This window comes from Methylobacterium sp. D53M (genome assembly GCF_053345625.1).
Genome location: NZ_JBKFAL010000029.1, coordinates 13,054 through 37,354 on the forward strand (window position 1 = coordinate 13,054; position 24,301 = coordinate 37,354).

At 72.7% G+C, this 24,301-nt stretch carries 21 protein-coding genes; 13 read left to right on the forward strand and 8 right to left on the reverse strand.

What is annotated here, in order from left to right; translation table 11 throughout:
* Positions 1–144 precede the first annotated feature (144 nt).
* The 4 genes from ACLBYG_RS26970 to ACLBYG_RS26985 all read left to right on the forward strand — a co-directional run bounded on the left by ACLBYG_RS26970 (position 145) and on the right by ACLBYG_RS26985 (position 3,180).
* Entirely contained in the window at positions 145–810 is a 666-nt protein-coding gene (locus ACLBYG_RS26970; RefSeq protein WP_020095041.1) for an SCO family protein, read from the forward strand.
* An 87-nt stretch (positions 811–897) separates the two neighbouring features.
* On the forward strand, positions 898–2,487 hold the full coding sequence (locus ACLBYG_RS26975) for a glucan biosynthesis protein (RefSeq protein ID WP_447683497.1): 1,590 nt from the start codon (positions 898–900) through the stop codon (positions 2,485–2,487).
* A gap of 92 nt (positions 2,488–2,579) precedes the next feature.
* Positions 2,580–2,810, forward strand: a complete 231-nt coding sequence (locus ACLBYG_RS26980) for a hypothetical protein (RefSeq protein WP_091976355.1) — start codon at positions 2,580–2,582, stop codon at positions 2,808–2,810.
* A gap of 4 nt (positions 2,811–2,814) precedes the next feature.
* The gene (locus ACLBYG_RS26985; protein WP_447683498.1) at positions 2,815–3,180 is read left to right on the forward strand and encodes a hypothetical protein; all 366 of its coding nucleotides are present in this window, start codon (positions 2,815–2,817) and stop codon (positions 3,178–3,180) included.
* Between the two features lie 9 nt (positions 3,181–3,189).
* Here the strand turns inward: ACLBYG_RS26985 and ACLBYG_RS26990 are convergent, their stop codons facing one another.
* Positions 3,190–3,456, reverse strand: coding sequence for a DUF6894 family protein (locus ACLBYG_RS26990; protein ID WP_447683499.1), 267 nt, complete (start codon positions 3,454–3,456; stop codon positions 3,190–3,192).
* Positions 3,457–3,824: 368 nt separating this feature from the next.
* Between ACLBYG_RS26990 and ACLBYG_RS26995 the strand changes: the two genes are divergently transcribed.
* Positions 3,825–4,178 carry a DUF6894 family protein gene (locus ACLBYG_RS26995; RefSeq protein ID WP_447683500.1) on the forward strand — a complete coding sequence of 118 codons (354 nt, stop codon included), beginning with the start codon at positions 3,825–3,827 and terminating at the stop codon, positions 4,176–4,178.
* Here ACLBYG_RS26995 and ACLBYG_RS27000 read toward each other — a convergent pair.
* The gene (locus tag ACLBYG_RS27000; RefSeq protein ID WP_447683501.1) at positions 4,160–4,879 is read right to left on the reverse strand and encodes a Crp/Fnr family transcriptional regulator; all 720 of its coding nucleotides are present in this window, start codon (positions 4,877–4,879) and stop codon (positions 4,160–4,162) included. The genes ACLBYG_RS26995 and ACLBYG_RS27000 overlap by 19 nt on opposite strands.
* Before the next feature lie 449 nt (positions 4,880–5,328).
* Here ACLBYG_RS27000 and rpoN point away from each other — a divergent pair, with 449 nt between their 5' ends.
* From rpoN to ACLBYG_RS27020, 4 genes are all read left to right on the forward strand, one after another.
* Entirely contained in the window at positions 5,329–6,903 is a 1,575-nt protein-coding gene (rpoN, locus tag ACLBYG_RS27005; RefSeq protein WP_447683502.1) for an RNA polymerase factor sigma-54, read from the forward strand.
* A gap of 75 nt (positions 6,904–6,978) precedes the next feature.
* Positions 6,979–8,355, forward strand: a complete 1,377-nt coding sequence (glmU, locus tag ACLBYG_RS27010; protein ID WP_447683503.1) for a bifunctional UDP-N-acetylglucosamine diphosphorylase/glucosamine-1-phosphate N-acetyltransferase GlmU — start codon at positions 6,979–6,981, stop codon at positions 8,353–8,355.
* A 146-nt stretch (positions 8,356–8,501) separates the two neighbouring features.
* Positions 8,502–10,328 carry a glutamine--fructose-6-phosphate transaminase (isomerizing) gene (gene glmS / locus ACLBYG_RS27015; RefSeq protein WP_056527748.1) on the forward strand — a complete coding sequence of 609 codons (1,827 nt, stop codon included), beginning with the start codon at positions 8,502–8,504 and terminating at the stop codon, positions 10,326–10,328.
* 168 nt (positions 10,329–10,496) lie between these two features.
* Entirely contained in the window at positions 10,497–11,648 is a 1,152-nt protein-coding gene (locus ACLBYG_RS27020; protein ID WP_447683504.1) for a M20 family metallopeptidase, read from the forward strand.
* Positions 11,649–11,652: 4 nt separating this feature from the next.
* Here ACLBYG_RS27020 and ACLBYG_RS27025 read toward each other — a convergent pair whose 3' ends face one another.
* Positions 11,653–12,648, reverse strand: a complete 996-nt coding sequence (locus ACLBYG_RS27025) for an aldo/keto reductase (RefSeq protein ID WP_427509035.1) — start codon at positions 12,646–12,648, stop codon at positions 11,653–11,655.
* A gap of 93 nt (positions 12,649–12,741) precedes the next feature.
* Here ACLBYG_RS27025 and ACLBYG_RS27030 point away from each other — a divergent pair, with 93 nt between their 5' ends.
* Positions 12,742–13,629, forward strand: a complete 888-nt coding sequence (locus ACLBYG_RS27030) for a LysR family transcriptional regulator (protein WP_447683505.1) — start codon at positions 12,742–12,744, stop codon at positions 13,627–13,629.
* Positions 13,630–13,643: 14 nt separating this feature from the next.
* Here ACLBYG_RS27030 and ACLBYG_RS27035 read toward each other — a convergent pair whose 3' ends face one another.
* From ACLBYG_RS27035 to ACLBYG_RS27055, 5 genes are all read right to left on the reverse strand, one after another.
* Positions 13,644–14,774: a serine hydrolase domain-containing protein gene (locus tag ACLBYG_RS27035; RefSeq protein WP_447683506.1), complete on the reverse strand. Its 1,131-nt coding sequence runs from the start codon at positions 14,772–14,774 to the stop codon at positions 13,644–13,646.
* A 144-nt stretch (positions 14,775–14,918) separates the two neighbouring features.
* Positions 14,919–15,896, reverse strand: a complete 978-nt coding sequence (locus tag ACLBYG_RS27040; RefSeq protein ID WP_091676569.1) for an FAD:protein FMN transferase — start codon at positions 15,894–15,896, stop codon at positions 14,919–14,921.
* Positions 15,893–17,992: a 4Fe-4S binding protein gene (locus tag ACLBYG_RS27045; protein WP_447683523.1), complete on the reverse strand. Its 2,100-nt coding sequence runs from the start codon at positions 17,990–17,992 to the stop codon at positions 15,893–15,895. The genes ACLBYG_RS27040 and ACLBYG_RS27045 overlap by 4 nt, the downstream gene beginning before the upstream one ends.
* 317 nt (positions 17,993–18,309) lie before the next feature.
* Complete coding sequence (locus ACLBYG_RS27050; RefSeq protein ID WP_447683507.1) at positions 18,310–19,317, reverse strand: YVTN family beta-propeller repeat protein; 1,008 nt, start codon at positions 19,315–19,317, stop codon at positions 18,310–18,312.
* Complete coding sequence (locus tag ACLBYG_RS27055; RefSeq protein ID WP_447683508.1) at positions 19,314–20,567, reverse strand: ABC transporter substrate-binding protein; 1,254 nt, start codon at positions 20,565–20,567, stop codon at positions 19,314–19,316. Before ACLBYG_RS27055 ends, ACLBYG_RS27050 begins: the two co-directional genes overlap by 4 nt.
* Before the next feature lie 217 nt (positions 20,568–20,784).
* Here ACLBYG_RS27055 and pedF point away from each other — a divergent pair, with 217 nt between their 5' ends.
* The 3 genes from pedF to ACLBYG_RS27070 all read left to right on the forward strand — a co-directional run bounded on the left by pedF (position 20,785) and on the right by ACLBYG_RS27070 (position 24,180).
* Entirely contained in the window at positions 20,785–21,213 is a 429-nt protein-coding gene (gene pedF / locus ACLBYG_RS27060) for a cytochrome c-550 PedF (RefSeq protein WP_244526752.1), read from the forward strand.
* Positions 21,203–22,063 carry a substrate-binding periplasmic protein gene (locus tag ACLBYG_RS27065; RefSeq protein ID WP_447683509.1) on the forward strand — a complete coding sequence of 287 codons (861 nt, stop codon included), beginning with the start codon at positions 21,203–21,205 and terminating at the stop codon, positions 22,061–22,063. Before pedF ends, ACLBYG_RS27065 begins: the two co-directional genes overlap by 11 nt.
* Positions 22,064–22,410: 347 nt before the next feature.
* A complete protein-coding gene (locus ACLBYG_RS27070; protein ID WP_056527719.1) occupies positions 22,411–24,180 on the forward strand; it encodes a PQQ-dependent methanol/ethanol family dehydrogenase in 1,770 nt (589 codons plus the stop codon).
* Positions 24,181–24,301 lie beyond the last annotated feature (121 nt).

Consider the following 24,301-nt stretch of genomic DNA (forward strand, 5'->3'; position numbering starts at 1 on the left):
GGCCGCTCCCGGGCGTGTTCCTGACGTCGTCGCCTCTCCAGGTCCGGCCCCGCACGGGGCGCCGCGGCCTCACACCTGTCGACACGGACCCCATATTGGCGGCATCGATACCGGCCACCCCGACGCGCCGTCGCAGGTCACAGCATGGCACCGAGCCCTCTCGCCCTCATCGCCTCCGCCGCCCTCGTCGCCGTGATCGCCACCGGCACCGGGGCGATCGTCCTCCAGCAGGGATCGCGGTTCAGCCATTCCCGGAAGGTCGGCGGCCCGTTCACGATGGCGGATCTCGACGGCCGCCCGGTGACCCAGGCCGATCTCCGCGGCAAGCCGTCCGTCCTGTTCTTCGGCTTCACCCACTGCCCGGATGTCTGCCCGACCACGCTCGCGACCCTGGCGTCGGCCCTCGGCCGAATGGGCCGCGACGCGGACCGCCTCAACGTCGTCTTCGTCACCCTCGACCCGGAGCGGGACACGCCCGACACCCTGCGGGCGTACCTGGCCTCGTTCGACCCGCGGATCCGCGGCTTCGTCGGCACGCCGCAGCAGGTCGCCCGCATGGCCGATGCCTACCACGTCGCCTACAAGCGCGTGCCGACTAAGGACGGCGACTACACGATGGAGCATTCCGCCACCGTGGCGCTGTTCGACAGGACCGGCCGCATGGTCGGCGAGATCGGCTACGGCGAGGACGAGGCCAACACCTTCGCGAAGCTGATCACCCTGGCGCTGCCGGGGCAGTGCCCGCCGGGGGGCGGCGCCAACCTCTGGACGACCGACGGCAGCACCGGCAACTGCGGTCCGCGGAGCTGAGCCGCGGCCGGGAAATTGCGCCGCCGCGCCGGCGTGGCTAGAGGGCGGCGCGGGTCGCGAGGCCCGACCGAATCCGGGGGTTCCAGCTTGATCACGCGCCGCGTCCTGACCGCCATCGGGCTCCTCGCCCTCGCGCCGTATCCCGGCCTCGCCCGGGCCGCCGGCGGCGGGCCGCGCCTCGCACCGCCCGAGCCCATGGACCTCGACCGGCTGAAGGATCTCGCCCGGACGCTGCGCGACCGGCCCTACGCGCCGCCCCCGGAGGCGCCCGCCTCGGCGGCCCTCGACGCCCTGACCTACGGGCCGCTCCAGGAGATCCGCTACCCGCCGGGCCACGCCCTGTTCGCCGACAGCCCGTACCCGGTGACCTTCTTCCACCTCGGCAACTTCTTCCGCCATCCCGTGAAGGTCTACGCCCTGGAGGGCGGGCAGGCCCACGAGGTGCTCTACAGCCACGACCTGTTCACCTACCCGCCGGGCAACCCGGCCAAGGACGTTCCGGACGGGGCGGGCTTCGCGGGGTTCCGGTTCCAGAAGGCGCCCGCCGGGCAGCCGGGCGACGACGGCGACTGGCTGGCCTTCCTGGGCGCGTCGTACTTCCGCGCCGCCGGGGACGGAGCCCAGTACGGGGCCTCGGCCCGGGGCATCGCGATCGACACGGCGCCCGGGCCCGGGAAGACCGAGGAGTTCCCGGTCTTCACGCGCTTCTACGTCAGCCCGGCCGCGGACGGCGCCGTGACCGTGCTGGCGCTCCTCGAGGGCCGGAGCCTCACCGGCGCCTACCGCTTCGTCGCCCGGAAGGAGCCGCACGTCGTCATCGACGTCGCCTGCACGGTCTACATGCGCAAGGCGGTCGAGCGGTTCGGCATGGCGCCCCTGACCTCGATGCTGTGGTACTCGGAGGGCATGAGCCGCTTCCTCGCGAGCGACTGGCGGCCCGAGGTGCACGATTCCGACGGGCTGCTGATGCAGACCGGCGCCGGCGAGCTGATCTGGCGGCCGCTCAACAACCCGCCCCGCCTCAGCGTCAGCGTCTTCGCGGACCGGTCGCCGAAGGGCTTCGGCCTGCTCCAGCGCGACCGCGCCTACGAGAACTACATCGACGACGGCTTCGAGGAGAACCGTCCCGACATCTGGGTCGAGCCGCAGGGCGACTGGGGCCGCGGCAGCGTCCAGCTCGTGGAGATCCCGACCCATCAGGAGACCGACGACAACATCGTCGCTCTCTGGGTGCCGGACGACGCGCCGCAGGCCGGGTCGGACCGCAGCTTCGCCTACCGGCTGCGCTGGACCGTCAAGGAGCCGGTCGCCACCGACCTCGCCCGGTGCGTCGCGACCCGGGCCACCAAGGCCGCGTGGCTCGCGGATGCCGACAGACGCCCGAGCCGGGCCAACCTCGTGCGGCAGTTCGTGCTGGAATTCGAGGGCGCGGCCCTGTCGGGCCTCGATCCCGAGAAGGCCACGGTCGCGCTCACCCTGTCGCGCGGCAGCGTCGAGGAAGTCGGCGCCACCTGGGCGCCCTACGGCAAGCCGAGCCCCTGGCGGGTCTTTCTCAAGGTCTACGCCGAGGGTCCGGATCCGGTGGAGATGCGTCTGCAGCTGAGATCCGGGGATCGGCTGCTGTCCGAGACCTGGGCCTACCAGTACTACCCGCAGGCACCCGGCACGGTGCTGTGAGCGGCACTGCCGCCGGATCTCGGGTCACCCGGACAGGTCCGGCGCCGGGCGGGCGCGACCCGGCCCGGGCCATCGTCGTATCGGAGACCGCCATGACCGGCGAGACACCGCCCGGCCCGCACCTCCCGGAGGTGCTGACGCGGCTCCTCAAGGCGCCCCGGGCGGCGATCTGGCCGACTCCGGAGGACCGGAATCGCCTGCGGCCCGGCCGGTCAAGACCGCGGCAACCGAGCCGCGCCGTCCTGGGTGTCTGGATCTGGGCGATCCTCTACAACGTTCTCGGCTTCGCGATCCTCGCGGCCCTGTGGTGGACGATGCGCTGACCCGATGAGCCGACACGCCCTGATCCCCGGCCGAGCGCTTCTCGCGGCAATCCTCCTGCTCGGCCTCGCCCCCTCCGCGGCGCAGAGCCAGGGGGACGCGCTCAATGCCGACGACGGAACCGGGGCGGTCAAAGTCTGCTCGCCCGTGGCGATGCCGCGCTGGCGGTCCATGACCCCGGTGCCGAAGACCTGGACCTTCCTGGACTGCATGGGCTTCGCGGGCGAGATGGGCGCGACCCACTTCCAGCTCGGCTGCCTCTTCGCCAACGTCACGCCCCACGCCCAGAAATACGCCTGGGGCGCGATGGTGCCGATCGAGAAGTCGGCCATGGCCAAGGCGCAGCCGCCGATCCCCAATTGCGGCTGGTAGGGCCCGCGCTCAGCCGTCGGCGGGCTGCCAGTCCAGGTCGAGGGTGAGGCGGGCGCGGAAGACCGTGCTGCCGGTCGCGTCGCGGACCCGCGCCTCCAGCACCAGGCCCGCATCTCCGGGGGCCGGCCGGTCCGCCCGGACGCGGAGCCGGTCATGCACGGCCTCGATCAGGGCCTCGGTCGCGGACAGACACGCCTCGTGACGATCGGCGAAGGGCAGCCCCTCTTCGTCGAGGGACAGGCCGCGGTCGTCGGTGAAATCGGTGAAGTAGCGCATGGCGCAGAACCTCACGGCCAGCTGAGGAGCGTGCGCCGCGACCTGAGCGGTGTCGTTAACCTGTGTGTGGGCGCCGCACGGCCTCGCGCGACGGGCCGCCGGATCCTCGTGCCGCGGCGACCGCGCGGAGAACGCGGCCGCGCGGGCCGCGATCCACCCGCCCTCAGAAAAATGTATGAGTGTGGACAGACGCCGCGCGTGCGGCCGGACTGATCCGGCCCCGAACCCTCTGCACGAAAGTACGATATGGCCGGCGCGGTCGGCCCGGTACCCGTCGGTGCGCGAACTGCCGCAGCCGCCCTCGCGCGGGTTGCCCTTGCGCGGGCCGCCCGTCTGGGCGGACACTCGGCGGCCGGTCCCCGCGCGGCGTGGTTCGCGCCGATCCGACACGCCGCTCAGGCCCGCGACGCCGTTCCCGATGGCGCGGCACGCGGTCTTCGACGGGCGCCCCGAAGGCCCCGCTGGCCGATCCTCGAAGGGGATGTGATCTGCCCCGCTTCTTCCTCAACGTCCGGCGGCACGGCGCGCTGATCGCCGATCGGGAGGGCGACGAGCTGCCCGATCGGACGGCGGCCGAGCACCTCGCGCGCGACATCCTGCGCGAGATGCGCCGGCTGCCGCACGTCTACGGCGCGCCGCGCGGCTGGCGCGCCGACACCTTCGTGATCACCGACGAGGCCGGCGCGGTGGTGGCCGAAGTCCCCTACGCCAGCGTGCTCTGAGGCCGCCGCAGCGGGCCGATCAGGCGCTCGTACTCGGCCTCGGCCGGGCCGTAGGTCTGGCCGGCGGCCTCCTCCAGGCGGGTGCGGCTCAGGACCCGGATGCGGCCGCGCCGGGCGCGGATCAGGCCGGCGCCCTCCAGGGTGTGGATCGCGACCGTGACGGTCGGGCGGCGCACGCCGAGCATGATCGACAGGAACTCGTGCGTCACCGACAGGTCGTCGCCGTCCTGCCGGTCGTGGTACATGAGGAGCCACCGCGCGAGCCGCTCCTCGGCGGGCGCGCCCGCGTTGGCGATCGCGGTCTGGGCGACCTGGACCAGGAAGGTCTGGACGTAGCGCAGCAGCAGGTTGCGCAGCGACGGGCTGGATTTCAGCGCGTCGCGCAGGACCGGCACGGAGATCCTGCGCCCCCGGCCGGCGACCTGCATGAAGATCTGGTACGGGATCGTGTCGGTTCCGAGCAGCAGCGCCGGCGCGGCCATGCCGTCGCGTCCGAACAGGCCGATCTCGATGCGGCCGCCCTCTGCGAGGGTCGACACCACCGAGCACAGGCCGGTGTCGATGAAGACCGCGTGCGGGATCGCGGCGGCCGGCTCGACGAGCACTTTGCCGAGGGGCAGGTCGATCGCCTCCAGATGAGGCCCGAGCAGTGCGCCGTCCGCCTCGGATAGGGCGGCCAGAAGGCGGTTCTGATGCGGCATCGGCAAACGCGTACGCAGAGATCGATCGCCGCGCTCCGACTCTCGTGCGGGAACCGCGGCGCATCCCCGAGCCATGCTCGGATCACCACGCAATAGCGAGCGGATATTGCATCTAGCAGGGGAAGCGTCTGCAATCAGACAAAGCTTTAGGGACGGATTTCGGATGTCCTGGCAACCGCGCGCGGATTAATGCGCAAACCTTCCTTTAAGATCTGCCCGCAGACTGCCGGGTGCCGGATCGCGATGTGATCGGGATGTGATGGGGGTGCGGCGAGTCCCGAAGCGCCGAGCACTTGCCACGAGCACTTGCCAACAGCGGCGTGCACGGTCGCGCTTTGACGCGCGGGTCGGATCGCGTTACAGAAAGTGCGACGGAGCAAGCAAGAACCATGCCGTGAGCAGCGTGGCTCCGGCTGGCGAACCGCGCCGGAAGGGCATCGGGGCCTCGCATGAGTTTGGTGCAACGGCTGGAAGTGCGTCAGGGCCAGGCCCTGGTGATGACGCCGCAGCTTCTGCAGGCGATCAAGCTTCTCCAACTCTCGCACCTCGATCTCTCGGCCTACGTCGAGGCCGAGCTGGAACGCAACCCGCTGCTGGAGCGCGCCGAGCCGGACCTGCCGGGTGCGGGCGAATCCGCCGAATCGGGCAGCCATGCCGAGGAGGCGGGGACCGACGGCTTCGACGCGCCGGAGCCCGACTCGTGGCTCTCGGCCGACCTCAACCCGAGCCGCGGCGAGATCGAGAGCGACTTCGACACGCGCCTCGACAACGTCTTTCCCGACGAGAGCCCCGTCCAGGCGCGCGAGGCGGGCGGGGGCGACATGCTCTCGCTGACGCCGCCGCCCTACGGCAGCACCGGCGGCAGCTTCGACGCCGAGGCGCCCGATTTCGAGGCGACCCTCACGGCCGAGACCTCGCTGCGCGAGCACCTCGCGGGCCAGCTCGACCTCGCGACCCGGGAGCCGGCCGAACGGCTGATCGGCGGCTTCCTGATCGACGCCGTCGACGAGGCTGGCTACCTGCGCGAGACGGTGGAGGGCGTGGCCGAGCGGCTCGGCGCCGACCCGGCCCTCGTCGGCCGGATGCTGGCGCTGGTCCAGACCTTCGACCCGCCCGGGATCGCGGCCCGCGACCTCGCCGAGTGCCTCGCTATCCAGTTGCGCGAGCGCGACCGGTTCGACCCGGCGATGCAGGCGCTGGTCTCGCGGCTGGACCTCGTGGCCAAGCGCGATTTCGCGGCCCTGCGCCGGCTCTGCGGCGTCGACGACGAGGATCTCGTCGACATGCTGGGCGAGATCCGCCGCCTGGATCCGAAGCCCGGCCGGGCCTTCGGGTCGAGCGCCGTCGAGGTCCTCGTCCCGGACGTGTTCGTGCGCGCCGCGCCGGACGGCTCCTGGCTGGTCGAGCTGAACAGCGAGGCGCTGCCCCGGGTCCTGGTGAACCAGAGCTACTACGCCCGCGTCTCGCGCAACGCCGCCGCGGAGGGCGACAAGGCCTTCCTGTCGGAGGCGCTGCAGAACGCCAACTGGTTGACCCGCTCGCTGGAGCAGCGCGCCCGCACCATCCTGAAGGTCGCCACCGAGATCGTCCGCCAGCAGGACGGGTTCTTCGTCCACGGCGTCACCCACCTGCGGCCGCTGAACCTCAAGACCGTGGCCGAGGCGATCGGCATGCACGAATCGACCGTCTCGCGGGTCACCTCCAACAAGGCCATCGGCACGAGCCGCGGGACCCTGGAGATGAAGTACTTCTTCACCGCCGCGATACCCGGGGCGGCCGGCGCCGCCGCACACTCCTCCGAGGCGGTGCGCCACCGCATCAAGCAGCTCGTCGACGGCGAGACGCCGGACGACGTGCTGTCCGACGACGCCCTGGTGCAGAAGCTGCGCGGGGAGGGCGTCGACATTGCCCGGCGCACGGTGGCGAAGTACCGGGAATCCCTGCGGATCCCGAGCTCGATCGAGCGCCGCCGGGAGCGCTTCGCCCACGGTTCGGGCCAGCACGTCGCCCTGGCGCTGCGCTGATCGGCCCGGACGGGGTTGCGCCGGGCGCCCGTCCGGCCCATCCGTCTCGGCCCTCGATCGATGCCTGGACCTGCGATGACCCCGACCGGAACGCCCTCGCGCAGCCTCACCGCCATCGTGCTCGCGGCCGGGAAGGGCACGCGGATGCGCTCGGACCTGCCGAAGGTGCTGCACCGGATCGCCGGGCGCAGCATGCTCGGCCACGTCCTGGCCGCCGTCCAGGCGGCGGGCGCGGGCCGGATCGCCGTGGTGGCCGAGCCCGGCCGCGACGACGTCGCCGCCGAGATCGCGCGGGCCGCCCCCGGCGCCCGAGTCTTCCCGCAGGCCGAGCGCCTCGGCACCGCCCACGCGGTGCTCGCCGCCCGGGAGATCCTGGCCGACCCCGACGACGACGTGGTGATCGCCTTCGGCGACACGCCGCTCGTCTCGGCCGACACCTTCCTGCGTCTCCGCGCGCCCCTGGCCGACGGCGCCGCGGTGGCCGTGCTGGCCTTCGAGACGGCGACACCCTCCGGCTACGGGCGGGTGCTGACCGAGGGCGACCGCGTGCTCGCCATCCGCGAGGAGAAGGACGCGAGCGCGGCCGAGCGGGCCGTGACCCTGTGCAATGCCGGGCTGATGGCGCTCGCCGGACGGCACGCCCTGGCCCTGCTCACCCGCATCGGCAACGACAACGCCGCCGGCGAGTACTACCTGCCCGACGCGGTGGCGCTCGCCGTCGCCGACGGGCTGCCCGTCACGGTCGTGCCGGTGGACGAGGCCGAGGCGCAGGGCGTCAACGACCGGGTGCAGCTCAGCGTCGCGGAGGCCGCGATCCAGGCGCAGCTGCGCCGCAGCGCCATGCTGGGGGGCGCCACGCTGATCGCCCCCGAGACGGTGTTCCTCAGCCACGACACGGTGCTGGGGCGCGACGTGATCGTGGAGCCCAACGTGGTGTTCGGCCCCGGCGTGCGGGTCGCGGAGGGCTGCACCGTGCGGGCCTTCGCGCATCTCACCGAGACCAGCCTGGAGGCGGGCGTGAAGATCGGGCCGTTCGTGCGGCTGCGCGGCCACGCCGTGCTGGAGGCCGGCGCGGAGCTCGGCAATTTCGTCGAGCTGAAGAACGCCCGGATGGGTGCCGGCGCCAAGGCCGCGCACCTCACCTATCTCGGCGACGCGGAGGTCGGCGCCAAGGCCAATATCGGCGCCGGCACGATCACCTGCAATTACGACGGCGTGCTGAAGCACCGGACCACGATCGGCGCGGGCGCGTTCATCGGCTCGAACTCGGCCCTGGTCGCCCCCGTCTCGGTGGGGGAGGGGGCCTACGTCGCCTCCGGCTCGGTGATCACCGACGACGTGCCGGCCGACGCCATGGCGGTGGCCCGGGGCCGGCAGGCGGTGAAGCCGGGCTGGGCCAGGGAGAAGCGCGCGGCGCTGCAGGCCGAGAAGGCGCGTCGCGGCAAGGCGTGAAGCCCGGCACGCCGCGCGGGCGGGGCTGGCCCTGCGCCGTGCCGATCCGGTAGAAGTCCCGCTCGGCCCCGCACGGCGCGGGGCGGCCCGGACCTTGCGCACGACCTGCGCGCGGCCATCCGGGCGCGACAGCGAGAGACACTCCTATGTGCGGCATCGTCGGCATCGTCGGGCGCGACGCGGTGGCGGGGCAGGTGATCGAGGCCCTGCGGCGGCTCGAGTACCGCGGCTACGATTCCGCCGGCATCGCGACCCTGGAGCACGGCCGGCTGGCGCGGCGCCGGGCCTCGGGCAAGCTGGTCAACCTGGAGGCCAGGCTCGCCCAGGAGCCGCTCACCGGCACGATCGGCATCGGCCACACCCGCTGGGCCACCCACGGCCGGCCCAACGAGACCAACGCCCACCCGCACGCCACCAAGCGCCTGGCCGTCGTGCACAACGGCATCATCGAGAATTTCCGCGAGCTCAAGCAGGAGCTGGAGGCCGACGGCGTCGTCTTCGAGACCGAGACCGACACCGAGGTCGTCGCCCAGCTCGTCAGCCGCAACATGGACCGGCAGATGGGGCCGGTGGAGGCCGTGGCCGCCGCCCTGCCGCGGCTGCGCGGCGCCTTCGCGCTGGGCTTCCTCTTCTCCGGGGAGGAGAACCTGCTGATCGGGGCCCGCCACGGCGCGCCGCTGGCCATCGGCTTCGGCGAGGGCGAGACCTACCTGGGCTCCGACGCCCTGGCGCTCGCCCCGTTCACCGACGCCATCACGTATCTCGACGAGGGCGACTGGGCGATCCTGTCCCGGGGCGGCGCCGAGATCCGCGACGCGTCGGGCGCCACGGTCGAGCGCGCCCGGCAGACGATCGCCACCCAGGCCTACCGGATCGACAAGGGCGAGTACCGCCACTTCATGGCCAAGGAGATCCACGAGCAGCCCGAGGTGGTGGGCCGCACGCTCGCCCACTACGTCGATATGGCGCAGGGGCGGGTGGCGCTGCCCGAGGCGCTGCCCTTCGACTTCGCCAAGCTCAGCCGCGTCTACATCACCGCCTGCGGCACGGCCTACTATGCGGGCCTCGTCGCCAGGTACTGGTTCGAGCAGGTGGCGCGCCTGCCGGTGGAGATCGACGTCGCCTCCGAGGCCCGCTACCGCGAGGCGCCGCTGGAGAAGGACGGGCTGACGCTGGTCATCTCGCAGTCGGGCGAGACCGCCGACACCCTGGCTTCCCTGCGCTACGCGAAGTCCCAGGGCCAGCACACGCTGAGCGTGGTCAACGTGCCGACCTCGACGATCGCGCGGGAATCCTCCGTGGTGATGCCGACGCTGGCCGGGCCGGAGATCGGCGTCGCCTCCACCAAGGCGTTCTCGTGCCAGCTCACCGTGCTGCTCTGCCTCGCCATCGCGGCGGGCCGCGCCCGCGGCACCCTCGACGCGGCGGGCGAGCGGCGGCTGATCGACGGCCTGATCAAGGCGCCGGGCCTGATGGCCGAGGCGCTCACCCACGAGGCGGCGATCGAGGGTCTGGCCCGGGAGGTCGCGAAGGCGCGGGACGTGCTCTATCTCGGCCGCGGCACCAGCTACCCGATGGCGCTGGAAGGCGCGCTGAAGCTCAAGGAGATCAGCTACATCCACGCCGAGGGCTACGCGGCGGGCGAGCTGAAGCACGGGCCGATCGCGCTGATCGACGAGAGCGTGCCGGTGATCGTGATCGCGCCGCACGACGCGGTGTTTGAGAAGACCGTCTCGAACATGCAGGAGGTGGCCGCCCGCGGCGGGCGCATCGTGCTGATCGGCGACGCCAAGGGCGCGGCCGAGCACGGGCTCGACACGCTCGCGACCTTCACCATGCCGGCGCTCGACCCGACGGTGGCGCCGATCGTGTACGCGGTGCCGATCCAGCTGCTCGCCTACCACACGGCGGTGTTCATGGGGAAAGACGTCGACCAGCCCCGCAATCTCGCCAAGTCGGTCACTGTGGAATAGCCGCCGCCGATCGCACCCACGTCCGGTTCGGAAGCGGCGCCGTCTTTGCGAGCGGAGCGAAGCAATCCAGTCCGCGCTATGCTGCCAGAGGTTGCGCGACGCTGGGTTGCTTCGCTGCGCTCGCAAAGACGGTCTGCGCAATCCTGCTGACCCCGGTACGAGGCCTCCATGACCGCCCATGACACCGACGTCCTCCGCTGGCTCGACGGGCAGGAGGGCGCGATGCTGGCGCTCCTCGAGGAGCTCGTGAACATCGATTCCGGCTCCTACGACAAGCCGGGGGTCGACGCGGTCGGCATCCGCATCGCGGAGTTCCTCGCCGGCCACGGCATCCCGGTCACCACGATCCCGGTGGACGGCTACGGCGACGCGCTGAAGGCGAGCGTGGCCGGATCGGGCGGCGGCAACCGGCCGGTCGTGCTCATGGGCCACCGCGACACCGTCTTCCCGAAGGGGGAGCCGGCCCGCCGGCCGTTCCGGGTCGCCGACGGCCGCGCCTACGGGCCGGGCGTCGCCGACATGAAGGCGGGCCTCGTGATGAACGCCTTCGTTCTGGCCGCCTATCACCGCGCCGGCGGCGCGCCGGTGCCGCTCGTCGGCCTGTTCACCAGCGACGAGGAGATCGGCTCGCCGGCCTGCCGGCCGATCATCGAGGAGACCGCCCGGGGCGCCCGCGCGGTGCTGAATTCCGAGCCGGGGCGGCCGACCGGCAACGTCGTCACCGGCCGCAAGGGCGGGGTGTTCATGCACCTCGAGGTGCTCGGCAGGGCGGCCCATTCCGGCGGCAACTACGCCGACGGGCGCAGCGCCATCCTGGAGCTCGCCCACAAGACCGTCGCGCTCCACGCGATCACCGATCTCGCGCGCGGCATCACGGTGAATGTCGGCCTGGTCTCCGGCGGCCAGTCGGTGAACACCGTGGCGCCCCGGGTGACCTGCGAGATCGACCTGCGCTACGTGACCCCGCCCGACCGCGAGGCCGCCATGGACCGGATCGCCGCGATCGTAGCCGGATCGACGGTGCCGGACACGACCGCGCATCTCACCATCAAGGGCGAGTTCCTGCCGCTCGTGCAGGACGAGGCCTCGCGGGCCCTGTTCGAGACCTACGCAAGGGTGAGCGCGGAGGGCGGCAACCCCGTCACCGGCGAGTTCGCAGGCGGCTGCGCCGATTCGGGCTTCACCGCCAGCGTCGGGTGCCCCACGCTCTGCGCCGTGGGCCCGGTGGGCGGCAAGGCCCACTCGCCCGAGGAGTACCTGGAGGTGGGAAGCCTCGTGCCGCGGGCGCGCGCGGTGGCCGAGACCATCGCGGCGCTCTGACGGCTCAGAGACCGACCATCGCCAGCCCGGCCGCGCCGTAGCGGTCGCCGGTCACCGCCTCGGCGGGCATCGCGTCCGCGATGGCCCGCAGGTCGGTCTCGGCCAGGACGAGACCGGCCGCCGCCGCGTTCTCCTCGAGGTTCCGGATCTTGCGGGCGCCCGGGATCGGCACGATGAAGTCGCCCTGGTTCAGCACCCAGGCGATGGCGAGCTGGGCCGGCGTGACGCCCTTGTCGCGCGCCAGGGCGGCGAGCGTGTCGAGCAGCCGCTGGTTGGCCGCGAGGTTCTCCGCCGCGAAGCGCGGCATCGTGCGGCGGTAATCGTCGGCGGCGAGGCTGTCGCGGTCGCGGATCGCGCCGGTCAGGAGTCCGCGCCCCAGGGGGCTGTACGGCACGAAGCCGATCCCGAGTTCGCGGCAGGTCGGCAGCACCTCGGCCTCGGGATCGCGGCTCCAGAGGGAGTACTCGCTCTGCACGGCGGCGATGGGGTGGACCGCGTGGGCCCGCCGGATCGTGGCCGCGCCGGCCTCGGACAGGCCGAGCGCCCGGACCTTGCCGGCCCGCACGAGATCGGCCATGGCGCCGACCGTGTCCTCGATCGGCACCGCCGGGTCCACCCGGTGCTGGTAGAACAGGTCGATGACGTCGACGCCGAGGCGCCGGAGCGAGGCGTCGCAGACCGCCCGGACGTGCTCGGGCCGGCTGTCGACGCCGATGATCCGGTCGGGACCCTGGCCGGTCTCGGAGATCTTGAAGCCGAACTTGGTGGCGATGATCACCCGGTCGCGGACCGGCGCCAGGGCCTTGCCCACCAGCTTCTCGTTCTCGAAGGGGCCGTACATCTCGGCCGTGTCGAAGAGGGTGATGCCGAGGTCGACGGCGCGTCGCAGCGTGGCGGTGGCCTCGCCCTCGGGCTGGCCGCCATAGGCGTAGCTCATGCCCATGCAGCCGAGGCCGAGGGCGGAGACGGTGAGTTCGGTTCCGAGTCGGCGATGATCCATGCGGGCCTCCCGTGATGCGGGCCGGACTTCGCACGGGGCGCCGGCGGCGATAATCCGTGACCTGCGGCGCAGGCTGTTCTATGCAGCTCAACAGTGAGACGCGCCGACCTCCCCGCCCTGTCGCTCTTCGCCGCGGTCGCGGCGCGCCGGAGTTTCCGCGGCGCCGCGCGCGATCTCGGGCTCTCGGTCTCTGCGGTGAGCCACGCGATCAACGGCCTGGAGGCGAGCCTCGGCGTGCGCCTCCTCGCGCGGACGACCCGCAGCGTCGCCCCAACCGAGGCGGGCCAGCGCCTGCTCGACGGTCTCGAGCCCGCCCTCGCGGCGATCGCCGACGCGGTCGAGGTGGCGACCGCCGCGGAGCGCCGGCTCACCGGGAGGCTGCGGATCTCGGTGCCGCGGTCGGCCGCCGAGATGCTGCTGGTGCCGCTCGCCGTCGCATTCACCCGCGCGCATCCGGGCGTCGAGATCGAGATCCGCGCGCAGGACGGCTTCCGCGACATCGTCGCCGAGGGGTTCGATGCCGGCGTCCGCTTCGCCGAGAGCCTGGACCAGGACATGATCGCGGTGCCGCTCGGCCCGCCGCAGCGCGGCGCGATCGTCGCCGCGCCGGACTATCTCGCCCGCCACGGGACGCCCGCGGACCCGCAGGACCTGCACCGGCATGTCTGCGTCCGGCGCCGCTTCCCGAGCGGCGGCCTCTACCTCTGGGAACTCGAGAAGGACGGGATCGCCCAGTCGATCCCGGTCACCGGCACCCTCGTCCTCGACGATGACGGGCTGGTGGCCGAAGCGGCGCGCGGCGGCGCCGGCCTCGCCTACCTCTTCGAGGCGCAGGTGGCGGCCGACATCGCGGCCGGCCGCCTGATCCGGGTCCTCGACGCGTGGTGCCCGCCCTTCCCGGGCTTCTTCCTCTACTACCCGAGCCGCCGCCAGATGCGGCCGGTCCTCCGGAGCTTCGTCGATCACGTCCGGGGCCGCTAGCGCCGCCGGCCCGCCTACGGGCGCAGGGCCGCCACGAGGCGCAGCAGGAAGCCGTCGAGGGCCGCCTTGTCGATCCAGCGCAGGACCGCGACGAGGTCGTGCTCGGGATCGCACCAGATCACGTTGTTGCCCGCCCCGAGGGCGCTGAAGGCCGAGGCCGGCAGCTGCGGCTTGGCGGCCGCGCCGCGGTTCAGCCACCAGAGATAGCCGTAGCTGTCCAGCGTCGGGGACGGCGTCAGCATGGCGCGGATCCAGCGCTCCGAGAGGAGCTGCCGCCCGTTCCAGGCGCCGCCGCGGGCGACGAGGAGACCGAAGCGGGCGTGGTCGTCGGCCCCGATGAACAGGCCGCCGCCCCAGTGGCCGCCGCCGGGGACCGACTGGACCCGCGCGCCGTCGACCGCGACCCAGGCCGTGTCGTAGCCGTGCCACGCCCAGTCGCGGGAGGCGCCGATCGGATCCATGATCCGCTCGCGGAGCACGTCCGGAAGGGCCTGGCCGAAGCGGCGCATCAGGCAGTACGATAGCAGGTTCACCCGGACGTCGTTGTACTCGTAGTAGGTGCCGGGGCGCCGCAGCGCCCGCGCCTGGCCCTTGCGGCTGTTGTCGGCGCTCGGGCCGATCTGCCGGAAATGATCGACCTGATCGGACTTGCCGAACAGGGTCCCCTGCCACTCGCTCGACTGCTGCAGGAGGTGGCGCCACGTGATCGCGCCGTTGTGCGGGCCGTCGAGGAGCGGGTCGGGTACGCTGTCGCGCACCGGCGCGTCGACATCGGGGATCAGGCCGTCGTCGTGGGCGAGGCCGGCCAGCACCGCAAGGTAGCTCTTGGCGATCGAGAAGGTCATGTCCGGGCGGGCCGTGTCGCCCCAGGCGGCGGCGCGCCGGCCGCCCTTCAGGATCACGCCCGCCGGGCCGCCGCGCGGGCGCACCGGCCCGTCGACGGCGCTCCAGGGCCCCGTCTCGTTCCACTCGACGATCCCGACGTAGCGCCCGTCGGGATAGTACAGGCTGCGCGGCCACGCGCTCTCGTGGGCCTGCGCGAACGCCACCGCGTCCGCGAGCCGCCCGGCATCGAGCCCCGCCGCACCCGGGTCCTGCTCCGCCCAGTCATCCGCCGGCCAGTACGGCCCGGTCGCCTCCGTCACGCGCGTTCTCCTGACAATCCTCTCCGGTCCGGGCGCATGCAGGGCCTGCGCCGCGGATCGGACCCTCCGTAGAGCCATCGGCTCCGCGAGGGCAGGGCGCGCGCCGCGGTTCGGGCCTCGCCCCTCGCGACGGGGCCGGATGTGTCAGCCCTTCCCGGTGAAGCGCACGGCGCAGCCCGGACGGGCCGCGACGAGGTCCGCGCCGCGCGCGCGGCCCAGGACCATGCAGGCGGTCGACAGCCCGTCGGCGACGAGCCCCGTCGGCGCGGTGACCGTCACCGACGACAGGCCGCGCGGCGACCGGCCGGTGGCCGGGTCGAAGATGTGGTGGTCGGTGCGGTCGTCCGAGAAGCTCATGTTGTAGTCGCCCGAGGTCGCGGCGAAGCCGGTGAACGGGGCGATGACGGCGGCGATGTCGCCGGGATGGCGGGGATCGGCCAGCCCGAGGCGCCAGGGCGTGCCGTCCGGATGCGCGCCGGCAGCACCGAACTCGCCGGTATCCACGAAGGCGTCGTCGATGCCGCGCGCCCGGAAAGCCGCCATGACCTGGTCGGCCGCGTAGCCCTGGATCAAGGCGTTCAGCGTCAGGGCCGTCCCGGGCTCCAGGACGATCCGGTCCGTCGCGACCCGCACGCGCCGCCAGCCGACCCGCGACAGGGCCCCCCGCAGGGCCTCCGCCCCGGGGCGCTCGCCGCGGGCGGCCGCGCCGGCCCAGACCGGCCAGAGCGGCTGGACGGTCGGGTCGAAGGCGCCGCCGGTCTCGGCCGCGAGGGCGAGGGCGAAGCGCAGCAGGGCGAGCAGGTGCGGGTCGGGCGCCTCGAGGGACCCGTCCCGGTTGAGGCGGGCCAGGGCGCTGTCGGCCCGGAACAGGCTGGCGGCCGCCTCCACGGCGCGCATCGCCGCGAACCCGTCGTCGAGCGCAGACTCGACCGCGGACGGGTCGGGCCCGGCGGCGGTCAGGGCCACGGTGGTGCCGAAGGCGAGGCCGGCGCGGGTGCGCAGCGCCAGCCCGCGCGACGCCGCGGCGGCGCGGAACGCCGCGACGCCGCCGAGCGCGGCCAGCCCCGCGGCCCCGACGAGGAGCCGGCGCCGGGCCGGCGCGAAGGGCGGCGGCGCGCTCATCCGACGGTCACCGGCCGGGGCGCGGCGCGGCGGCCCCGCTTGCGCGCCACGACCTGCGGCACGCACTGCCCGGGATCGTGGATGATCGTCACGCACTCCATGCACTGGAAGCACTCGGCGTAGTCGACCCGGCCGGAGGGCGCGATGGCGCCGTAGCGGCAGCGAACCTTGCAGAGCTGGCACGGCGAGCCGCACTCCGCCCGGCGCGGGATCCAGTCGAGGACGCGGACCCGCCCGAGGAGGGCGAGGGCGGCGCCGAGCGGGCACAGGTAGCGGCAGAAGCCCTTGTAGACGAGCAGGTTGAGCACCAGCAGCCCGGCCGCGTAGGCGACGAACGGCCACGCCCGGACGAAGTACAGGGTGATGGCGGTCTTGAACGGCTCGACCTCTGAGACGCTGTCGGCGAGGGGCGACCCCGCGGCGGCGGCACCGAGGATGCAGGCCAGCACGACGTATTTCAGCGACCGCAGCGCCCGGTCGAGGCCGGGGGGCACCGCGACCGGGCGTATGCGCAGCGGCCGGGCGAGCAGCGCGACAAGTTCCTGCAGCGCGCCGAAGGGGCAGAGCCAGCCGCAGAACGTGCCGCGCCCCCAGGCGACCAGGGCGGCCAGCGCGAAGGCCCAGAGCACCAGCGAGGGCGGGTCGTAGAGCAGGAAGGCGAGGTCGTGGGTCACGGTGGCGGCCCGCACGAGGCCGACGAGGGTCACGATCGAGAGTTGCGCCTGCGCGTACCAGCCGACGAAGCCGAGGGTCAGCGCCAGGAAGCCGAGGCGGAAGAGGGTGAAGCGGCGCTGGTCCGCCACCAGCCCGCGCTGGCGGCTCAGGACCGGCACCAGCACCGCGAGCATCAGCCCGATCAGCGCGAGTTCGGGCGCCCGGGCCCGCCAGGGGTCGGTCCAGCTCGGCCCGTCATCGGGCCGGACCCGCGTGAACAGGTCGGCGGGCAGGGCGGTCTCGACCGTGAAGGTCCGGGCGATCTTCTCCGACAGGATCTGCCCGCGCTCGCGGACGATCGTCTCGGTCAGCACCCAGGGCGCGGACGGGTCGAAGCCGGCGGCCTGGTCGATCCGCAGGATCGTCCAGGGGCCGGGCGGCAGCCCCTCGGCGAGGCCGGCGTCGCGGCGCTCCACCGCCATGTCGCGGGCGTTCACGATCAGGCCGGCCTGGCCGATCGCCAGCCGGTCGGGGACGGCGCCCAGCACGAACCGGTCGCCGACCGGGTTCTCGGGCGCGTCCTCCGGCCCGGCGCTGACGACCATCACGGCGTGGTTTCCGGGACCGAGCTCGCGCATCAGCGCGTCGTAGCGCGCCGACCCCAGCAGGTTGCGGCCGATCGAGGGCGGGTCCAGGGCGGCGACGTAGAGGTCGGTCAGCACGGCGTCGGCCGGACCCTCGGACGGATCGGCCACGCCGGTACCCCGGAAGGCCGCGGCGGCGTCCGCGTTCGTGACCGTCAACCGCCGAACCCAGCCCCGGGCAAGAAGCTCGGCCAGGGTCAGGGGCTCGTAGAGGTCGAGCTTCGCCTCGACCTTCAGGCCGACATTGGCCGCCCCGAAGCCGAGCTTCGCGCGGGCGACCGCCAGCGCCGAGGCCAGGATCGACTGGTTAATCACCCGGGTCGAGGCGGTGGCCATGGAGATGCCGTCGACGGTGGTCTGCGGCGCGGCGCCGGCGGCCCGCGCGTTGGGCCGCCCGACCCGGATCGCCTGCCGGGCCGACAGGCCGGCATACTGCTCGACGAAGGCGAGGAGCGGCTCCGGGCCGAGCCCCTCGAGGAAGACCGGCTCGTGGTGCGCGAGCACCGTCACGTCCCGGAAGGTCCCGTCGGGGGCGAGCGCGATCAACAGGTCGGGGGGCGTGCCCCCGAAGCCCGGGATCGGTGCGAGGTCGACGGATTCGAACGCGTAGGCGAAGACCTCGTAGGACCCGGCCTGCTGCTTCAGGATCGGCCAGACCGGGAGCCTGTCGTCCTTCTCGCCGACCACCAGCGGGGGCGGGAAGTGGCGTTCGACGCCCGCGCGATCGAGCTGGCCGGCTCGGGCCGGGAGGGTCGGCAGGAGCAGGGCGAGAAGGAGCAGCGCGGCGCGCAGGAGCAGGCTCGCGCCCCGGGCCAGGGCGGTGCGCGGCGCGGGCGGCCTGGGAGACGCTGCGCTCCGCAGCGGCCGCGCCTTATCCCTCCCTCCGCCCCTGGCCGCGTCGGTCACCCATCCGGACCGAGCACGGACGCCGGCGACAGTGCGCGACCGGGCCCCTGTCCCGTTCGGGAGAGGGACAGGGTGAGGGATCGGGACGTCGAGGATGGAGCACGCTGTCGACGTGCGGGCCGGGAGAGCCTGTCCCGGATGCCGCACGTCCCTCACCTTGTCCCGCTTCCGAACGGAACAGGGGACCCGCGCTCCGGACTGCGGACGAGTCACGGCACCGCACCGGCGGCGCGCCCGTCCGTCGCCTGCGCCGAAGGCATCGGCCGCGCCGCCGCGCCCCAGGGAAAGCGGCCGACCTTCACGGTCTTGATCGGCCGGAACGTCGCGGCGTCGATCACCGTCACGTCGCCGGAGACGCCGTTGGTGGTGAAGAGCCGCGTGCCCGCGGCGTTGAGCGCGAGCTGCCAGACCCGGCGGCCGACCAGGATGTAGCTCTCCACCCGGTAGGTCGCGGTATCCACCACGGCGACCCGGTCGGACGGCCCCAGCGCCACGAAGGCGTGGCGCCCGTCCTTGGCCATCTGGATGCCCACCGGCTGGATCCGGTCGGCCGCGATCCCCTTCACGGCGAACTCGATCGTCGCGATCACCGCGCGGGTGGCGACGTCGATCACCGACACGGTGCCGCCGATTTCCGAGGACGCCCACAGCCGGGACCCGTCGGCCGTGAAGGCGGCGAAGCGCGGTCGCTGCCCGACCGGCGTCGCGTCCACGGCCGCGAGGGTCTGCGTGTCGATCCAGTGGACCATGTTGGTCGTCTCGGAGGTCGTGACGGCCGTGCGCCCGTCCGGGCTGACCGCGACGCCCTCCGGCTCGATGCCGACGTCGATCTGCGCCAGAACCTTGCGCGTCTGCGCGTCCACCACCGTGGTGGTGGCGTTCTCCTCGTTGGCGATGAACAGGGTGCGCCCGTCCGGCGCCAGGGCGAACTGCTCCGGATCCTCGCCCGAGGGCAGGTCGTGCCGGACCTGCCCGGTCTCCGGGTCGATCACCTGCACGGCGTCGGAATCGCTGGCGCAGACGTAGAGCGACCGCCCGTCGCGCGAGAAGGTCAGCCCGCGGGGCCGACGGCCGACCGGGAAGGTGCGCAGCACCTCCAGGCTGTCGCCGTCGATCACTGAGACGGTGTTGTCGCGCTCGTTCGAGACGAAGATCTCCTCGGCCCGCGCGGGGCCCGCGAGGCAGAGCAGCAGCGCGAGGGCGGCGAGCCGGGTCATTCTGACGTCCCCGAGAAGGCGCGGCAGGCACTCTCGGGCGCGTCGAGGCCGAGCGTGTCGAGTTCCGTGCGGTGGTGGAGGAAGCCCTCGATCGGCGCCGTCGCGGTGACGGCCCCGGGCCAGAGCAGGAAGACCGGCTGGCGCAGCTGCCCGTCCCAGGCGCGGAAGCTCAGGGGGCGGCCCTTGAAGCCGCCGATCTCGAAGCCGGGCGCCGTCAGGGCGGCGCGGACCGTCGCGGGGTCGGTGCTGCGCGCCTTCACGGCCGCCTCGCCGACGACGTGCACCGCCATCCAGCCGGCCCAGTCGACGGGCCGCATGGCGCGGCCGGCGAGCTTCCGGAACCGCCCCTGGAGCTGGACGGCGGCCCAGGCCTCGACGGGCCGACCCCAGGCGGCCGGCGCGAGGCCCTGCGTGCCGACGAGGGGCCGGGGCGAGGCGGTGTTGTAGTTGAGGCTCGCGCCGAACGCGCCGGCCTCGTCGGCCACCGCGACCACGTCGTGCTCGGGCCCGCGGGTCGGCAGGGCGAACTCGCGCAGGGCCGTGTCGCGGACGTCGCCCCCCTGCGGGTCGTAGCGCGTCTCGGCGACGATCCGCGCGCCGAACTTCCTCGCGCTGCTCCGCAACGCCTCGGCGAAGAGCGCGTCGCCTGGCGCCGGCCCGGTCACCAGCAGGATCCGGGACCAGCGCTTGAACGCCAGGAACTGCACCAGCGCGTCGGACAGCATGGCGCGGGACGGCAGGACGTGGAGCAGGTTCCTTCGGCAATCGGCGTCGCGCAGGCGCGTGTCCGGGGCGCCGATGTTGAGGAGCACGCTGCCCTTCGCCTCCGGCAGGTCGGCCAGGGCGAGGACGTCGGCGGCCGGGGCGTTGAGCACCACGAAGCGCCGGTCGGCGAGGTCCCGGAAGGCCTGGCGGATGTCGGCGCCCGGCTCGACGATCGTGGTGCCGAGGTCGAAGCCGAGGCCCAGGAACCGGCCGGTGGCGTTGGAATCGCGCAGGCCGAGTTCCGCGCCCTTGGCGCCCTCGTCGTCGGGGATCGGGTCCTCGTTGTTCAGCGGCGCCGGCCGCTCGACCCGCCGCTCCAGGTAGCGGATCGTCAGGGGCGGGCCTGCCGGCGCGGGCTCGGCCCGCCCCTGCGCGACCGGCGCCAGGGTCGCCATGGCCGCCACGGCCGCCAGCACGACGGCGCGCCGCAGGCCGGCCCATGGCCCGCCGCGCATCCCGGGCCGCCGCGCACCGGAGGACACCATCCCCGCCCGTCTCCTCCAGCCCCGCGGCGCTCGTCTTTGGCCGGGAGTCTAGGAGCCGAGTTGCGCTCTCCGATATTAGACCAAGGTGCACAAACCGGGTTTGATGCAGTGCAACACAAGTCGTCGATGGCGCTAATCTGGCCGATCCGTACCAAAGCATAATGGGTCCGCAGCCCGGTACTTGCTAACCGTCGTGCAACGACGACGGGAGGGGCGGATGCGCACGATGAAGACGGCGGCGGGCGGCGTGCTCGCGGCGCTGGGACTGGCGCTGGCGGCCGGCGGCGCCCTCGGGCACGGCGACGTCCAGCCCCAGCCGGTCAACACCGACGGCCTCAAGCCGCTGGGCGCCGAGTGGGTCGCCGAGAACCCCTACAAGGGCGACAAGCACGCCATCGCGATCGGCGCCTCGGGCTTCAACCAGAACTGCGCCCGCTGCCACGGCCTGGAGATGATCTCCGGCGGCCTCGCCCCGGACCTGCGCTACCTGCCGCAGGGCAAGGAGGGCGACGAGTACTTCGTCGAGCGCATGAAGCACGGCGCCGTCATCAACGGCGTGACCAAGATGCCGGCCTTCGAGGGTGTGATCTCGCAGGAGGGCCTGTGGGCGATCCGGAGCTACATCGAGTCGAAGCATGAGGAGTAGCGCGCGGCTCCTCCTCGCCTGCGGCCTGCTCGCGGCCCTCCGGTTCCAGCCGGAGGCGGCCGCGCGCCCACTGGACCAGGTCGTGGCCGACGGCACCCTGCGTGTGGCGGTCTACGGCGACAACGCGCCGTTCTCCGGGGAGGAGACCGGCAGGCCCCGCGGCATCGACGTCGATCTCGCCCGCGCGATCGCCGACAGGCTCAAGGTGAAGCTCGACCTGCGCGTGGTCGACGCCGGCGAGAACGTCGACGGCGACCTACGCCTGACCCTGTGGCGCGGCGACCTCGCCGGCACGCCGCTCGCCGACCTGATGCTGCACGTGCCGACCGACCGGCAGCTCGCCCTGCGCAACGAGCAGGTGTTCCTCACCGCACCGTACTTCGAGCAGGAGATCGCCTTCGCGTACCGCAAGGGCGCGCTGGACGGCTTCGACCGCCTCGACGATATTGGCGACCGGAGCGTCGCGCTGGAGGGTACGGGCGCCGCCGACCTGATGCTGCTGACCGCCCAAGGCGGCCGCTTCCGCCCGAACCTGAAGCATTACAGAAGCTTCGAGGAAGCCGCGAAGGCCTACCTCGCCGGCGAGGCGCCGATCCTGGCCGGGAGCCGCGCGGCGATCGAGGCGGCCCTGTCCGCCGCGAAGGCCCCGAAGGACGACAACCCGATCGCCACGGTCCCGTCGACGGGGCTGGTGAAAACGCGCTGGGAGATCGGCGGCGCGGTGAGGACCGATTCCCGCGACCTCGCCTACGCGGTCGGGGACGCGATCACGGCACTGAACGCGGAGGGTCGGCTCAGGGCGATCTGCGAGAGCTACGGCGTCACCTACGCGCCGCCGAAAGGGTATTGAGCGCATCCGTCATCGCGAGCGCAGCGAAACGATCCAGACAGCGCGCCATCGTGGGATGCTGTGCTGCCCTGGGTCGCCTCGCTGCGCTCGCGATGACGGCAAGAGCGAACATCAGATCTCCCGAACGAGACCTCCCTCGGATTCGCGCCAATCCGAGCGCCGATCTCGACGAATACACTGCATTTGCCGGTCCGCAGAGTGGCCTTATTGGACCAATGGCCAATAAGACTTTCCTGAGAAGCCCGATAGCTTCGTCCTCCAAGGGGGCGCCCCGCGACTCGTGCGGCCCGCGTCGAAACCCGGATGCCCCGGCCACACGGACCGGGGCCGACCACGGAGGACACGTCATGAGAATGCGGACCCGGTTCCTCGCCGCGGTGGGCGTCGCCGCCCTCGTGGCGGGCGGCGCCCTGCCGGCCATGGCCCAGGGGGTCACCGAGCAGGACATCATCAACGACGCCAAGACGCCCGGCGACGTGGTCACCTACGGCCTCGGCCCGCAGGCCCAGCGCTTCAGCCCGCTGAAGACGCTCAACCGCGACAACATCAAGGGCCTCGTCCCGGCCTGGTCGTTCTCGTTCGGCGGCGAGAAGCAGCGCGGCCAGGAGAGCCAGGCGCTGGTCAAGGACGGCATCATCTACGTCACGGGCTCGTACTCGCGCATGTACGCGATCGATTCCCGCAGCGGCGAGAAGAAGTGGGAGTACGACGCCCGCCTGCCGGAGGGCATCCTGCCCTGCTGCGACGTGGTGAACCGCGGCGCCGCGCTCTACAAGGACAACGTCTACTTCGGCACGCTCGACGCCAAGCTCGTCGCGCTCAACACCAAGACCGGCAAGGTCGTCTGGCGGAAGGAGATCGACGACTTCAAGGCCGGCTACAGCTACACGGCCGCCCCGATCATCGTGAAGGGCAAGATCATCACCGGCGTGTCGGGCGGCGAGTTCGGCGTGATCGGGCGCATCGAGGCCCGCGACGCCGAGACCGGCGAGGTCGTGTGGAAGCGCCCCGTCATCGAGGGCCACATGGGCGAGCTCAACGGCAAGCCCTCGACCATGACCGGCAAGGTCAATGAGAGCTGGCCCGGCGACATGTGGAAGTTCGGCGGCGGCGCCACGTGGCTCGGCGGCACCTACGATCCCGAGACCAATCTGATCTACTTCGGCACCGGCAACCCCGGCCCTTGGAACTCCTGGCTCCGGCCGGGCGACAACAAGTGGACCTCCTCGCGACTCGCCCTCAACCCCGACAACGGCGAGATCGTCTGGGGCTTCCAGACCACCCCGCACGACGGCTGGGACTTCGACGGCGTCAACGAGTTCGTGCCGTTCGACCTGAACAAGGGCGGCAAGACCATCAAGGCCGGCGCCACCGCCGACCGCAACGGCTTCTTCTACGTCCTCGACCGGACCAACGGGAAGTTCATCTCGGCGACGCCGTTCGTCGAGAAGATCAACTGGGCCAAGGGCATCGATGAGAACGGCCGCCCGATCTACAACGAGGAGAACCGCCCCGGCGACCCGAGCAAGGCGACCGGCGACGACAAGAAGGGCAAGTCGGTCTTCGCGGTGCCGAGCTTCCTCGGCGGCAAGAACTGGATGCCGATCGGCTACAGCCCCGACACCAAGCTGTTCTACGTGCCCTCCAACGAGTGGGGCATGGATATCTGGAACGAGCCGGTGAACTACAAGAAGGGTGCCGCCTACCTCGGCGCCGGCTTCACCATCAAGCCGGTCTTCGACGACCATATCGGCTCGCTCAAGGCGATCGACCCGGCCTCCGGCAAGGTCGTGTGGGAGTACAAGAACAAGGCCCCGCTCTGGGCCGGCGTGCTCACCACCGCGGGCAACCTCGTCTTCACCGGCACACCGGAGGGCTTCCTGAAGGCCTTCGACGCCAAGACCGGCGAGGAGGTCTGGAAGTTCCAGGTCGGGACCGGCGTGGTCTCCTCGCCGATCACCTGGGAGCAGGACGGCGAGCAGTGGGTCGGCGTCGCGGCCGGCTGGGGCGGCGCGGTGCCGCTCTGGGGCGGCGAGGTCGCCAAGTCGACGGCCGGCATCAACCAGGGCGGCAGCTTCTGGGCGTTCAAGCTGCCGAAGACGGTGGCGTCGCGCTGAGGGCCCGCAACCGAAAGCGTGCCGGTCCCCGCGGGCCGGCACGCCCAGGTCCCGGGGCCGGGCTGTCGTCTCAACACCCGCTTGCGCCCCGGGGCCGCATCGATCACCTTCGGACCTCCCG